General features: G+C 61.5%; 12 protein-coding genes. 4 read left to right on the top strand and 8 right to left on the bottom strand.

What is annotated here, in order from left to right; genetic code table 11:
* Nucleotides 1–10 precede the first annotated feature (10 nt).
* From ACTJJ6_RS16705 to ACTJJ6_RS16685, 5 genes are all read right to left on the bottom strand, one after another.
* The gene (locus ACTJJ6_RS16705; protein ID WP_440802387.1) at nucleotides 11–1,348 is read right to left on the bottom strand and encodes a D-serine ammonia-lyase; all 1,338 of its coding nucleotides are present in this window, start codon (nucleotides 1,346–1,348) and stop codon (nucleotides 11–13) included.
* Nucleotides 1,349–1,457: 109 nt separating this feature from the next.
* Entirely contained in the window at nucleotides 1,458–2,147 is a 690-nt protein-coding gene (locus ACTJJ6_RS16700; protein ID WP_016927654.1) for a VIT1/CCC1 transporter family protein, read from the bottom strand.
* A gap of 26 nt (nucleotides 2,148–2,173) precedes the next feature.
* Nucleotides 2,174–2,647 (bottom strand): VOC family protein, encoded by a 474-nt coding sequence (locus ACTJJ6_RS16695; protein WP_015377932.1) that lies wholly within the window; start codon nucleotides 2,645–2,647, stop codon nucleotides 2,174–2,176.
* A gap of 11 nt (nucleotides 2,648–2,658) precedes the next feature.
* Entirely contained in the window at nucleotides 2,659–3,009 is a 351-nt protein-coding gene (locus ACTJJ6_RS16690) for a DUF1428 domain-containing protein (RefSeq protein WP_025302905.1), read from the bottom strand.
* Between the two features lie 104 nt (nucleotides 3,010–3,113).
* Nucleotides 3,114–4,556, bottom strand: a complete 1,443-nt coding sequence (locus ACTJJ6_RS16685) for a GGDEF domain-containing protein (RefSeq protein ID WP_176063126.1) — start codon at nucleotides 4,554–4,556, stop codon at nucleotides 3,114–3,116.
* 465 nt (nucleotides 4,557–5,021) lie between these two features.
* Between ACTJJ6_RS16685 and ACTJJ6_RS16680 the strand changes: the two genes are divergently transcribed.
* A complete protein-coding gene (locus ACTJJ6_RS16680) occupies nucleotides 5,022–7,082 on the top strand; it encodes a TonB-dependent siderophore receptor (protein ID WP_440802393.1) in 2,061 nt (686 codons plus the stop codon).
* Between the two features lie 50 nt (nucleotides 7,083–7,132).
* Here ACTJJ6_RS16680 and ACTJJ6_RS16675 read toward each other — a convergent pair whose 3' ends face one another.
* Entirely contained in the window at nucleotides 7,133–7,948 is an 816-nt protein-coding gene (locus ACTJJ6_RS16675) for an alpha/beta fold hydrolase (RefSeq protein ID WP_079449743.1), read from the bottom strand.
* Nucleotides 7,949–8,077: 129 nt separating this feature from the next.
* On the opposite strand from ACTJJ6_RS16675, the gene ACTJJ6_RS16670 reads away from it, so the two are divergent.
* Nucleotides 8,078–8,242 (top strand): hypothetical protein, encoded by a 165-nt coding sequence (locus tag ACTJJ6_RS16670; RefSeq protein ID WP_228009709.1) that lies wholly within the window; start codon nucleotides 8,078–8,080, stop codon nucleotides 8,240–8,242.
* A gap of 48 nt (nucleotides 8,243–8,290) precedes the next feature.
* On the opposite strand, the gene ACTJJ6_RS16665 is transcribed toward ACTJJ6_RS16670, so the two are convergent.
* Entirely contained in the window at nucleotides 8,291–10,720 is a 2,430-nt protein-coding gene (locus ACTJJ6_RS16665) for a DUF3772 domain-containing protein (protein WP_049299428.1), read from the bottom strand.
* A gap of 448 nt (nucleotides 10,721–11,168) precedes the next feature.
* Between ACTJJ6_RS16665 and ACTJJ6_RS16660 the strand changes: the two genes are divergently transcribed.
* Complete coding sequence (locus tag ACTJJ6_RS16660) at nucleotides 11,169–12,899, top strand: ABC-F family ATP-binding cassette domain-containing protein (RefSeq protein ID WP_440802397.1); 1,731 nt, start codon at nucleotides 11,169–11,171, stop codon at nucleotides 12,897–12,899.
* Between the two features lie 47 nt (nucleotides 12,900–12,946).
* Nucleotides 12,947–13,372: a GNAT family N-acetyltransferase gene (locus ACTJJ6_RS16655; protein ID WP_049299312.1), complete on the top strand. Its 426-nt coding sequence runs from the start codon at nucleotides 12,947–12,949 to the stop codon at nucleotides 13,370–13,372.
* On the opposite strand, the gene ACTJJ6_RS16650 is transcribed toward ACTJJ6_RS16655, so the two are convergent.
* On the bottom strand, nucleotides 13,362–13,605 hold a 244-nt coding region (locus ACTJJ6_RS16650; protein ID WP_440827413.1), incomplete at its 5' end, for a TetR/AcrR family transcriptional regulator C-terminal domain-containing protein. The two genes, ACTJJ6_RS16655 and ACTJJ6_RS16650, sit on opposite strands and share 11 nt — an antisense overlap.

The raw sequence follows: 13,605 nt of genomic DNA, 5'->3' as shown, positions 1-13,605 counted from the left end.
TTACTGCGCCTTACTCCGCCGCCTGCCCGGCGGCGAGATACTTCGCCATTTCCGCCGTCGGCACCATGCCGCCGCCGGTCGCCCATACCAGATGCGTCGCCTGGGCCAGGTGCTCGGCGCTCACGCCCTGCTCGCTGAGCTCCCCCGCATGGGCCGCAACGCGCCACGGCCCGGCCATGCCGGCCAGGGCGGAGGGTTCCAGTTGGATATGCTCGTGCCTGTCCAACAACCCAAGCAACGCGAACATCTCTTCGTCGCTCAGGGTGTAAAACGCGCTCAGCAGGCGCTCCATCGCCCGGCCGACAAAACCGGAGGCGCGCCCCACCGCCAGTCCGTCCGCCGCCGTGCGGTTGTCGATGCCGAGATCTTGCACCGCAATGCCGTCATGCAACCCGCTGTAGACGCCGAGCAGCATGCAGGGGGAATGGGTCGGTTCGGCAAAAATGCAGTGAACGTGATCGCCGAACGCCAGCTTGAGGCCAAAGGCGACTCCGCCCGGCCCGCCGCCGACGCCGCACGGCAGATAAATGAACAGCGGATGCTGCGCGTCCACCACGATGCCCTGTTCGGCAAACTGCCGCTTCAGGCGGCCGCCGGCCACCGCGTAGCCGAGGAACAGGGTTTGCGAATTTTCATCGTCGATAAAGAAGCAATTCGGATCGTTCGCCGCCTGTTGGCGCCCTTGTTCGACCGCCACGCCGTAATCGTCGGCGTATTCCACCACCTTCACGCCATTGTCGCGCAGCTTCTGTTTTTTCCACTCTCGCGCATCCGCCGACATGTGCACGCTGACGTCAAACCCCAGCCGGGCGCTGATGATGCCGATGGATAATCCCAGATTGCCGGTCGAGCCGACGGCGATGCGGTACTGGCTGAAGAACTGACGAAACTCGTCGGAAAATAGCCGGGCGTAGTCGTCGCCGGTGTGCAGCAGCCCCGCCTCCAGCGCCAGCTTTTCCGCGTGCGTCAGCACCTCATAGATGCCGCCGCGCGCCTTGATTGAGCCGGAAATCGGCAGATGGCTGTCCTTTTTCAACAGCAGGCGCCCGCCCAACGACTGCCCATAGCGCCGATCCAACGCCTGCTGCATGGCGGGGATCGCCACCAGCTCGGATTCGATGATCCCCTTTGTCGGTTGGGTTTCCGGGAAGGCCGCGGCGAGATAAGGCGCGAATCGCGCCAGGCGCTGCTCCGCGTCGGCGACGTCGGCGGCGGTCAACCCGACGTGGGGCAGCCCTGCGGCCAACGTTGTCGCGCGCGGATTGAACCAGGTGAGCGGCTCTAGCGCGACCATGCGTTGCAACAGCGGATGCTGGGCGACCCACGATAGGATCTGTGATTTCTGCATAAGTGTCCCTGACTGATGTTGGCGTTGCCGTCACCTTGCCGCGAACGCCGACGGCTGACAAATGATAAATTCTGAGCTTGAGGTGCAATAGATTGATGCAAGCGCGGCGTTAGCCGGCCGTCACGCCAAACAGCAGGCCAACGCCGGAAGAAACCGCCATCGCCAGTGCGCTCCAGATGAGAATGCGCGCCACGCCCGGCAAGATCGGCGCCCCGCCGGTTTTCGCCGCGATGCCGCCGAGAACGCCGAGGGAAATCAGCGCCGAGCCCACCAGCGCCGGCCGCGTCCAGGCGACCGGTGCCCACAGCGCCACCAGCAGCGGCAGCAGCGCGCCGAGGGAGAAACTCAAGGCCGACGCCAACGCGGCCTGCAGCGGCCGGGCGCGGGTAGCGGAGGAAATGCCCAGCTCGTCGCGCGCGTGCGCCTCCAGCGCATCATGCGCCATCAGCTTTTCCGCCACCTGCCGGGCCAGCGCCGGATCCAGACCGCGATGCACGTAGATTGACGTCAGTTCGCGAAACTCCCCCGGGTAGTCTTCAAGCAGCTCCGCCTGCTCTTCCGCCAGCGCGGCCTTTTCGGTATCCGCTTGCGACGAGACCGACACATACTCGCCGGTGGCCATCGACATTGCGCCGGCCACCCACCCGGCGACGCCGGCGATCATCAGCGCGGAATGCGAGGCGCTGGCCGCCGCGACGCCCAGCAGCAGGCTGGCCGTTGAAACGATGCCGTCGTTGGCGCCGAGCACCGCCGCCCGCAGCCAACCGATGCGTTCGATACTGTGCCGTTCTCGATGCATCCTTTCTCTCCCTCGTTCTCTTTCCGCTAGCCCCGCGCCGCCGCTTCCAACCCGGCGATGTCGATTTTGCCCATCAGCAGCATCGCTTCCGTGACCCGCCGCACACGAGCGGCGTCCGGATCGTTCATCAACTCCGTCAGGCGCCGCGGCACGATCTGCCAGCACAGCCCCCAGCGATCGCGCAGCCAGCCGCACTGCTCCGCCTCGCCGCCCTCGCTCAAGGCATCCCATAGCCGGTCGACTTCCGCCTGATCGTCACATTCCACCATCACGGAGAAGCTGTGGTTAAACGGATCCAGCGGCCCGGCTTCGATCGCCGCGTAGCGCTGGTCGCCCAGCGTGAAGGAAGCCAGCTTCACGCTGCCGGCCGGGCCACTCGGCGTATCCGCCGGCAGGTCGGAAAACCAGTTCACGGACGAACCGGGGATCAGCGCGACATAGCAATTCAGCGCCGCTTCCATGTCTTTTTCAAACCACAGATGTTGCGTAATTCTGGCCATCTGCGCCTCCTTTACGCATCGAGGATCGGCGCGAAACCGCCGAAGATCATGCGTTTGCCGTCGAACGGCATCTCGCCCAGCGCTTTCATGCGCGGATCGTTCATCATTTTCTCATTGGCGGCGTCGCGCACCGCCTTGGAGGGGTACTCTATCCAACTGAACACCACCACTTCGTCTTCCTGGGCTTTCACCGCGCCGCGAAAGTCGGTGAGCTTGCCATCGGGCACGTCATCGCCCCAACACTCCACGATGCGCGTGGCGCCAAACTCTTTGAACAGCGGCGCCGCTGCGGCCGCCAACCGGTGATAGGCCTCCTTGTTGGCGGCCGGCACCGCCACCACAAAACCGTCTACGTATTTCATCCTGGCATCCTCTTGTCTGATTAAGGACAGTCGGTTCAGCGCGGGCGACGTTGCCTGCGCCCCCTACCAGTTTAGACGGCGGGCGCGCAACCCGGATCGGAAGTTCAGCGGTCAGGATCGTTCGGAGGGTAAGATTCCGGCGTGGCGACCCGGTTACGGCCGGCGTTTTTCGCTTTGTATACCGCCAGATCCGCCAGTTTGAGCAGGTCGGCCAGGCTGTGGCCGGAACCGCCCGGGCAGGTCACCATGCCAATGCTGACGGTGATCTGCAGCGGATGGCCGGCCGGCATGGTGATCGATTCCGCCTCAATGCGTTGCCGCAGCCGTTCGGCCAGCTGCAACCCCTGCTGTGGCTGGCCGAGCGTCGAAACGATAGCGAACTCTTCGCCTCCCATGCGGCCGAACAGGTCACCGACGCTCAGATCGGCGGCGATCGCGCGGGTAAAGGCCATCAGCGCCTGATCGCCGCCGGCATGGCCAAAACGGTCATTAATCGATTTGAAATAGTCGATATCGAGCATCATGACGCACACCAGCTCGCCCTTTTGGTCTATCAACCGTTCGCCGCGCTGCATAAACGCATTGCGCGTCAGCACGTGCGTTAACGCATCGTGATTCGCCACGTGCTCCAGCGTGCGCAGCAGCGCATTACGCGCATAGTTCATGCTGGCCACGGCGATGGGCCCCAGCGCCAACAGCGCGATGCCCAAACGCATCGATACCGCGTTTTGCAACACTTTCATGTCGAGCGTCGTGCTAAGCAACCCGAAATCGATCGCCAGATGGCACCACAGCACATAAATCAGCACCGCAATCATGGTGCAGAACAATGAGAAAGACATCGCCAGCCACAGCAGCACCGGCATGGGAAAGATCACCGCCCCGGGGCCGCCGATCAGCACGCTGCACACCGCCGCCAGCAACAGCAGCGCCAATACCGTGAGTTTTCGCCCCGCGCGCGGCCATTGGCTGCGCTGGGTGAACATGGCGCCGGCCGCCGCAAGGCGACGTCGCCAATCGGCGGGAAACGCCAGAATAAACGGCATCAGCGTGACGTAGTTGGTGAATTCGGACGAGAACCACAGCGCCAGCGAGGTCAGATACGGTCTGCCGAACAGCCACTGCGAAGTTGCGGCGCCCACCGCGCCGGTCGCGGCGGCGGCAGCCAGGCAGATGCCGAACAGGTACATGCTGGAAGCGCCACGCTGCAACGTGCGCGCCGGCGGCGACAGCCGCATGAACAACAGATACCCCACCACGACGCCGGTCAGATTGGCGGCGTTCAGCAGCAGCGCCTTTTGCAGCGAACTGCCGGTCAGCAGGTCCGCCGCCAGATAGCCCAGCACCGCCATGCCCCAGCCGGCCCGCGTAGCCCACTGTGGCCGCCGCACCAGAACCGCCAGCAGTACGGCGTTCACCGGCCAGAATATTGCCAGAAAACTGCCGGGACGACTCACGATGCCCAACAGACACAGAGTGAACACCAGCAAAAAAATGATGAGCGCGGGCCAAATTTTCCGGGTATCGGACAACGAGGTGGTTTGCATCTTGGATCCAGAGACTTCCGCTAGCGTAAGGTGACAATCTGTTCGTGTCACAACCGTCGACGATGAGGAGAAGATAAGCGGCCGACTCGCCTATTATTGCCAGTTTTGCCGGCCCGGACATCTGTTTATTCATCTAGGAAAAATATATTTGTGTATCAATATATTGACAGTAATCACCTATCTGGCGAACAAACTGTCGTGACTCTCCCGTCACTACGATCGTTATTACCACCCAGCCGATTTTTTACCGGCAAAATCGCCGTCTTTTACTGTAAAGACAAAATTAAATCGTGCAGTGAAGGGATACAGGCATTGCCCACTATTCAAAATGCATAAATGATAATTATAATGATAATCGTTACTATTTATTATTTTTCACGGAATTATATGCACCAGTCAGTTCTTCGCCCCCCCACTCAAAGAAATAAAAATCACGTTCTTCGCACGCTGCCCCTGTTTGCCGGTTTGTTCCCCGCGCTGGCGATCGCCGCCGCGCCCGGCGCAAAAACGGAGGAATCCATTACGGTGACCGCCGCGGCCCAGCCTTCCGGCAGCTATAGCGCCGACACTGCCTCGACCGCCGGCAAGACCGCCGCGCCGATCGCCGAGGTGCCGCAATCGGTCAGCGTCGTCACCTCTCAGGTCATTGACGACTTCCAGGTCAAAAGCGTCAATGACGCGATGAAGTTCGTCAGCGGCGTCACCCAGGGCAACACGCTCGGCGGCACGGAGGATGGCTTCGTCAAACGCGGGTTCGGGGTTAACTCCGACGGCTCGGTCTTCATCGATGGCGTGCGCAGCAACCAGGGGCTGAGCATGGACGCCACCACCGATCGCGTTGAGGTCCTGAAAGGTTCCGCGTCGCTGCTGTATGGCATCCTCAGCCCCGGCGGCGTCATCAACCTGATTAGCAAAAAACCGCAGTATGACTGGAACACCCGCATCAGCGGCGCCACCAACAGTGTTGGCGGCGGCAGCGGCAGCGTCGATGTGACCGGCCCGCTGGGCGGCGGCTTCGCCTTTCGCCTGATCGCCGAACGCCAGCACGCAGATTACTGGCGCAATTTCGGCAGCGACGAACACACGCTGGTCGCCCCCTCGCTCAGTTGGTTCGGCGACCAGGCTTCCTTTAACATCGCCTACAGCGAATACAAGTACGACATTCCTTACGATCGCGGCACTGCATTTATCGACGGCAAGCCGGTCGATGTGCCCTATAACCGCCGCTTGGATGACTACGCTAACCATGCCTGGGGCAAGAACAAACGTCTGAACGCCCATTATGAGTACGCGCTGGATCCGATCTGGACGACCCGCTTCAACTACGCCTGGCTGCAACGCCGTTACGACAGCAACGAAGTGCGCGCCACCGCGGTCGACACCACGACCGGCATCGTCTCGCGCCGCGCCGACGCCAACCGCGGTTTCAATCATCAAACCCACTATTACTCCTGGGATCTGACCGGCTCGCCGCAGCTGTTCGGCATGCAGCACGACCTGCTGCTGGGCGTGGACTACGAGAAGAATCAGACCTACAAAGCCTATTCCTATCGCGGCAAGGTCTCGAAGACCTTCAACATGTACGATCCGGTGTATGGCGAAACGCCGGTCACCGACAGCACCACTTACAGTGACGCGTCAAGCAACCTGCGCGCCACGCTGTTCAGCCGTTCCCTGTACGCCAAGGACAGCATTCATCTCACCGATCAATGGATCGCGGTGCTGGGCGCGCGCTATCAGTCGTATTATCAGAACAACAGCAACGGTTTCCAGAAACCGAAAAATACGCTCAATGACAAAGACGACCAGTTTTTGCCGCAGGCGGGGTTGGTGTATAAGCTGACGCCGAGTCTGTCGCTGTACGGCAATTACAGCCGTTCGTTCACGCCGTCCACCGCCATCGACGACAATGGCGATGTCGCCACGCCGGAAACCGGCACCACCTATGAGGTAGGCGGAAAATGGCAGATCACCCCGGCGTTTAACGCCACGCTGGCGCTCTATCGCATCGATGAAAGCAACATGTCGATCTTTATCAACGGCGTGACCCGCAGTATCCCCAAAGCGCGTTCCACCGGCGTCGAACTGGAATTGAACGGCGAAGTGGCGCGCAACTGGGATCTCACCGCCAACTACAGCTACGATAAAACCGAAATTGTCGAAGACAACCTCAACCCGGACAACGTCGGCAATCGGCTGGTCAACGCCCCAACCAACATGGGCGGCCTGTACCTCAGCCACCGCATGACATTGCCGGTGGTGCCCGGCGAGGTGCGCATTGGCGGCGGCGCGCGCTACGTCGGCCGCCGCGCCGGCGATCCGGAGAACAGTTTCACCATGCCGGCCTATACCGTGGCGGATGCCTTTGTCGCCTGGGACAGCAAGCTGCTGGGGAAACATACTCAGCTGAAACTGAATGTGAAAAACCTGTTCAACCGCGAATACTATGCCTCCAGCGCCGGTAACTTACGCGTGATTGAGGGTGAACCGCGCAGCCTGAGCCTGCAGGCGACGGTCGATTTCTAACCTGTCACGCCTTGGGCGCCGTTTGGCGCCCGTTTTCTTTGCGCCGACCCTCAAAACGCCTTGCGACACATCACACCGGCGAGAAAATCCAACAGCGCGCGGTTGAACAATGCCGGCCGCTGCAGCGGCGCGAAGTGGCTGACACCCGGCAGCGTCACCAGACGGGCGCCGGGGATGCTGTCGCTCAGGTAGGCGGCATGTTCGGCGCGGATAAACTCATCGTGTTCGCTGTGAACAACCGTCACCGGCACGCGAATGGCCGCTAATTCCTGTGCGCGGTAGTCCGGCTGGCTGCTCATCATCAGGCTCACGGCGGCGACGAACGCATCGAAGTCATCCGGCGTCGGCGACAAGGCGGCATAGTCCTGCGCATGACGCGCAAAACAGCGCTCAACGATGGGGTTGGACGCGGGCGGTTTAACGCCGCTGGCGTCCATATTACAGCCGAAGAAAAAAACGCCGTCCACCCGCTGCGGCGCCCGGTGGGCGGCGATAAGCGCAACACAGGCGCCATCGCTCCAGCCCGCCAGCGCGGCGTGCGGGATCCGCAACGCGTCCATTACCGCCAACAGATCATCGGCCATGCGATCGTAACGGTATGGCCGGGCGTCGCTCGTGCTGCGCCCGTGCCCGCGGCTGTCGATGACCAGTACGCCATACCCGGCGGCCAGCAGCGCCGGCAGTTGATACCCCCAGTTGCCGCTGTGGCCCAGGCCGCCGTGCAGCAGGATCACCGTCGGGTCAGCGCCATAGGCCGCATACCAGATGTGTGCGCCGTCGTGTTCGACAAAACCCTGCCAGGAACCGGGCGGCAACGGCGGCGCGCCCTGCGCGGCAAAGCGGGTCAAATCGTCGTCGGTTTGCATCTTTCTCCCCTCATTCGCCGAGGTTGAGCATCGACACGGCATCAAGGGAGTATAGATCGCAGCGGCGAACGGTGCCGTTCGCTTTCCCTGCATATACTTAAAGGAGGAATCGCAATGGAGGACGGTGAGATGAAGAAGATAATTCTCGTGTTTTTGACGTTGATGCTGAGCGGTTGTATCGGCGGCGGCGGCCCATCGAATGCGCCTTCGGCATCGCCGAATGAACCTTACACCTGCACCAAATCCAGCGCCAATAGCGACTGCTCGCAATCGGTGGAACCATCGATGTACTAGCCGCGCTCGGCGGGCCGTCGCTTAACGGCCCGCCGCCTCAGACCGGCGCTAGGAGGAGTGTTCCTCTTCGTTGGCCTGATATCGCGTCGCCTGCTGCTTCATAAACACCACTTCCTGCGGGCTGGACAGGCTCACTTCCTGCGCGCGCAGCAGCTTGAGGATATTGAACAGCAGTTCGCTCTTGGTGGCGCCAACCATGCGCGGGCTCGGCACGTAGCCGGTCACGCTCAGGATAATGCCGTCCGGCCCCAGTTGGCTGAAGCGCACGTAAGGCGCCGGCGTATCCAGAATGGTTTCGTACTCGTTATAGGCGCTGAGCAAGATATTGCGCACCTGCTCCGGATCGATGGAGGTCGGGAACGTCAACGCGATGGTCACCACGCCTTGCGCGTTGCCCATGGTGGCGTTGCGCACGTTCTGCGAGATCAGCTGCGAGTTCGGTACGATCATGGTGGAACGGTCGCTGAGCTGGATTTCGGTGGCGCGCACGTTGATGCGCCGCACGTCGCCTTCCACGCCGCCGATGCCGATCATATCCCCGACCTTCACCGGGCGCTCGGTCAGCAGGATCAGGCCGGAAATAAAGTTCTTCACGATCTCCTGTAAACCGAAACCGATGCCGACCGACAGAGCGCTGACGATCCACGCCAGGTTGCTCCACTGGATGCCCAGCGCCGCCAGGGTGATCAGAATCACCAGCACATAGCCGATATTGCTGAACAGCGTCACCAGCGAGGCGCGGATGCCGACGTCCGTGATGGTTTTCGGCAACAGCTCAGAGCCCAGCCAGCGCCGTACCGCGCGCAGAATGTAGATGCCGATCGCCAGGCAGATCACGGCGTTGAGCAGGTTGCCTGGCACGATGTTGAAACGCTGCAACCCTTCGCCGGTCAGGATGGAGACGATTTTCTCCATCAGCGAACCCGGCGTGGTGCTGCCAAACGAACCGTTGAACAACGCGACAATCATCAACAGCAACAGCGAACATTTGGCCAGCGCGGTGGTGATGATCGACATCTGTTCCAGGTGGCGGTCCTTGAAGCTGAGCGTTTTCTTCAGCATCTTGCCGCTGACGGTCTGCGGCGAAAACAGCGCGGCGCACAGGTCAGTGGCGAACAGCACCATGAAGTAGAACGCCATCAGCACCAGCACCACCCAGATCAGCTGGTAGGTCAGGAAACGGGCAAAGGCAATGTAGCCGATGAGCAGGGAAAGCAGGATCACCACCGAACAGACCAGGGTGACGATGTGCACCAGCCCGCCGACCAGCGTGCGTTTTTCCAGGTGCGCGCCCTGCTGCTCCAGACGGCGACGAATGCGCTGGCCGCGCAGCGGCGCCGCCAGCAGCACCATGCCGATCAGCCCCGCCACCAGGCCATTGCCGAAGATGGTGGTGGCCAATGAGGCGCTGACGACGTTGTTGATCAGCTCCACGGTGCCGAACGCCAGCGCCAGACCGGCCAGCAGCGGCGAGAAGTAACGCAGCCCGGCGGCCACTTCATTGTCCAGCGAAGCCAGACGCCACGACGGACGATTCAGCGACAGCGCCGCACGCCCCAACCCGGCGATCAGCGCGCAGAAAATCCCCAGACGGTTAAAGCCTTCGGCGAAGTCTTCCAGCATCACCGGCAGCGGCTGCACGCGGATAAAGACGTAATACAGCAGGTTCAGCGCGATCGAGGTAGTGAATACCGTCACTGCCACGGTGATGATCGCCATAAAGCTGCGGCGCAGGCGCCCGTCCGGCAGGAAGCGAATGCTGACCCAGGCAAGAAAACGCTCGGACAAATAGCGCCCCCAGGACCAGACGATCACCGCCAGCGCCAGCAGCGCCAGCGTGCCGTAACGCCATTCATCCTGCCAACTGGCGTCCCAGGCCGCTTTCATCTCGGCATTGAACTGGTCCAGCCGCTGCACATCATCCGCTGACGGCTGCACCACCGGCGTCCAGAATTTGACGCCCAAAATGCTGCCGGTGTTCAGCGCCAGCTGGGTTTTGAACGCCACCCGGCGCAGATCGCTGATCTGCTGGCCCAGGTCGAAGGCGCTGGTCTTGATGGCCTGCGCGCGTTTTACCGCATCGTCCAACTGCTTCTTGCTGTTGTTCAGCGCATTGCGCTGCTGGGCGACGGCCGGGGTTTCCGGCAGCGCGCCCGCCGCCGGGGCCGGCCCCAGCACGTCCAGCTGCGCCTGCAGTTTTTCCTGCAGCGGCTGCAGATCGGTAGCGAGTTTGTCCATGCTGGCGACCAGATCGTCCGTCGCCAACCGCAGCTTGCTGAGCTGGGTGTCGGTCGTCGCTTTGGAAACCAGCTGCTTCATGCTGTCCAACTGCTTTTGCGCGGCTTTCAGCTGCGTAGCGGGATCGGGCGCGCTTTCAGCGGCGGGATCGTCCTGAGTGGCGGCGACGGCGCCGAACGGCGTCAGCTGCAAACCCAACAGCAATAATAACAACAGGAGGAACGGGCGAGGCTTTAACATAAATTCAGTGCTCAGCATCATTATCTGATAGACAGACGAACAGGCGGCGGATGAACCGTCGCTTAACCATAAACGCTAATTATAATAGCTGCTTAATGTCGGCCGAAATACCGTAATTATTCCCATTGTGTGCCACGCGCCCGCGCTCTCCTTAGCTTGCTGATTATTCAGGCGCTTTTACTGGCGGCGCGGCGTAAAGCGCTCTATACTCCTGCCACCGATTAACCTGCAACCAATAAAAGGAGACTTACTATGCTGACGTGTGAATTGGTTTTTCACTCACACTTCTTTGGTAATCGTCGCCGCTCAAGCATTACCGGTATCGTGCTGCGATAACCCAGCTTGAGCGAAGCTTACTAAAATCCAGGATCTTCCCTCCGGCTTACCGGGTTGTCGTCAGCGATGTTTGACGATAGGCATTGCCATGCCTGTAACTCTTGAGTAAGCAATGAGCACATTACTGTCTGCACAATCTGTCGGTTACGACAACGCGTTCGGCGTCCTGCTGAGCGAGATATCCTTCAGCCTGAAAAAAGGCGACCGCATCGGTTTGATCGGCGATAACGGCTGCGGCAAAAGCACCCTGCTGCAAATCCTCAGCGGCGCCCTGCCTGCGCACACCGGAACAGTGACATTGTCACATCAATGTCTGATGGCGCGCATCGAACAGCACCTGCCGCCTGAACTGCACGCCTGCTCCCTGCTGGATGCCGTGCTGGCGCAGTTGCCTGCGGGCCAACACCTCAGCGAGCGCTGGCGCTGCGAAGCCTTACTGGCGGAGCTGGGATTTGAATCAGAGAGCTGGACATTGACCGCCAGCACCCTCAGCGGCGGCCAACATACGCGGCTGTTGTTGGCGCGTGCGCTGATCCGCCAGCCCGACCTGCTGCTGCTCGACGAACCCAGCAACCACCTGGACCTGCCCACACTGCTGTGGCTGGAACAGTTCTTGCGAAGCTGGAACGGCAGTTTCGTGCTGGTGTCACACGACCGCCATCTGCTCGATCAGGTGACCAACTGCACCTGGATCCTGCGCGACAAAACGCTGCAGTTCTTCCGGTTGCCCTGCTCTGCGGCGCGCACCGCGCTGGCGGAACAGGACGCCGCGGACGAACAGCGGCGCCACGCCGAGCAAAAAGAGATCGACCGGGTGGAAAAAAGCGCTAAACGGCTGGCGGTCTGGGGCAAGGTCTACGACAACGAAGATCTGGCGCGCAAGGCCAAGCAAATGGAAAAGCGCGTCGATCGGTTGAAGGAAGAACAGACCACCCTGACCGCCGGCAGCCCGTGGCGGCTGCGGCTGCAGGGAGAAGCGCTGGACGCCGATCGTCTGCTGGCGCTGCCGCACTGGGCGGTGCGCCCGGCGCCGGATGCGCCGGTGCTGTTCAACCTCGAACATCTGCGCGTGAAAAGCGGCGATCGCATCGCCATCGTTGGGCGCAACGGCTGCGGCAAATCGTCGCTGCTGCGTCTGCTGTGGCGCGAGTATCAGCAACAAACGCAGCGTCCGGCGCTGTTCCATCCGCGGGTGCGCATCGGCTATTACGATCAGAGCCTGCAGCAGCTGCGCGATGAAGACACGTTGAGCGAAGCGCTGGCGCAGTTCGCGCCGCTGACCGAGGAACAGCGGAAAATGGCGCTGATCGGCGCCGGGTTCCCTTACCTGCGCCACCATCAGCAGATCCGTTCGTTGAGCGGCGGCGAGCGTTCACGGTTGCTGTTTGTCGGCCTGACGCTGGCCAACCATTCGTTGCTGCTGCTGGACGAGCCCACCAACCACCTGGATATGGCCGGCAAAGAGGAGCTGGCGGAAACGTTGCGTCAGTTCCCCGGCGCCGTCATGCTGGTCACCCACGATCGGATGCTGATCGAACAGAGCTGCAACCGCTTTTGGCTGATCGACCAGCAAAAATTGGAGGAGTGGCACGATCTGGCGCCGGTGTATCAGCGCCTGGCGGGCGAAACGCCGGCTCTGCCGACGGCGGGCAAGGCCGATGCAGATACCCCAACGCCGGACGAGCGATTGAAAGGCGAAGAAGCGCTGTTGACCGCCCTGTTTGCCCTCGAAAGCAAACTGGAGGCCGATCTGGCGCGCAAGCCGAAGCACCAGAAACCGGAGCTTCAGGCGCGCTGGCGCCGCGAGATTGCCGACATCACCGCCCGGTTGAATCTGGGCTAACCTTGACAGGCCGCCATCCGGCGGCCTGTTTTTTGACGGAGTGCGACATGGCATTTTCCCTTGAGCAAGCCTCGCTCGCGCAGCGGCCGCTGCTGGCGGCCATGCTGTCCGATTGCCTTCGCGAGCTGGGCGTCGATGGGGATTACCCCTATTTGCCGCTCTACTGGCGCGAGGCCGGCCGCTACCCCTATTTGATGTTGAGCGATCGGCAAACGGCCGGGTTCGCGTTGGTCAGGCGTCTCGATAGCGCCACCGTCGAAATGGCGGAGTTCTACATCAAGCCCGAATGGCGACGCAACGGGATGGGGCAACGGGCTGCCCGCGCCTTGTTCGCTCGGCATCCCGGCGGTTGGTCGCTGTCAGTCAGCCAGGATAATCCGCGCGGGCTGGCGTTTTGGCGGGCGGCGATACCAGCCGAGGCTCTACATATGCAACAAAGCACCAGGCTCACGTTCTCTTTCGTTATTCGGTAATGGCAGACGGCGAATATTGCCAGGCCAAAAGAAACGCGGTGATAGCCGCTTCGGTCATGTGTTGCAATTGTTCCGGCGTCGGCCACTGGTCGGATAGCAAAACCGCGGGCAACGGATACCCCATAACCGCGCCCAGAAATGCCATCGCCTGCGGCTGCGCATGGACAAATTGGATTTGCCCATGCTGCCGCGCCTGTTCCAATATCCTCACTAACGCCTGAAGCACCCGCCCG

Source organism: Serratia sp. 22278 (assembly GCF_052045405.1).
Lineage (GTDB): Bacteria > Pseudomonadota > Gammaproteobacteria > Enterobacterales > Enterobacteriaceae > Serratia > Serratia marcescens.
Note: the sequence above shows the minus strand (reverse complement) of the source record. Positions and strands in the feature narration are given on the sequence as shown.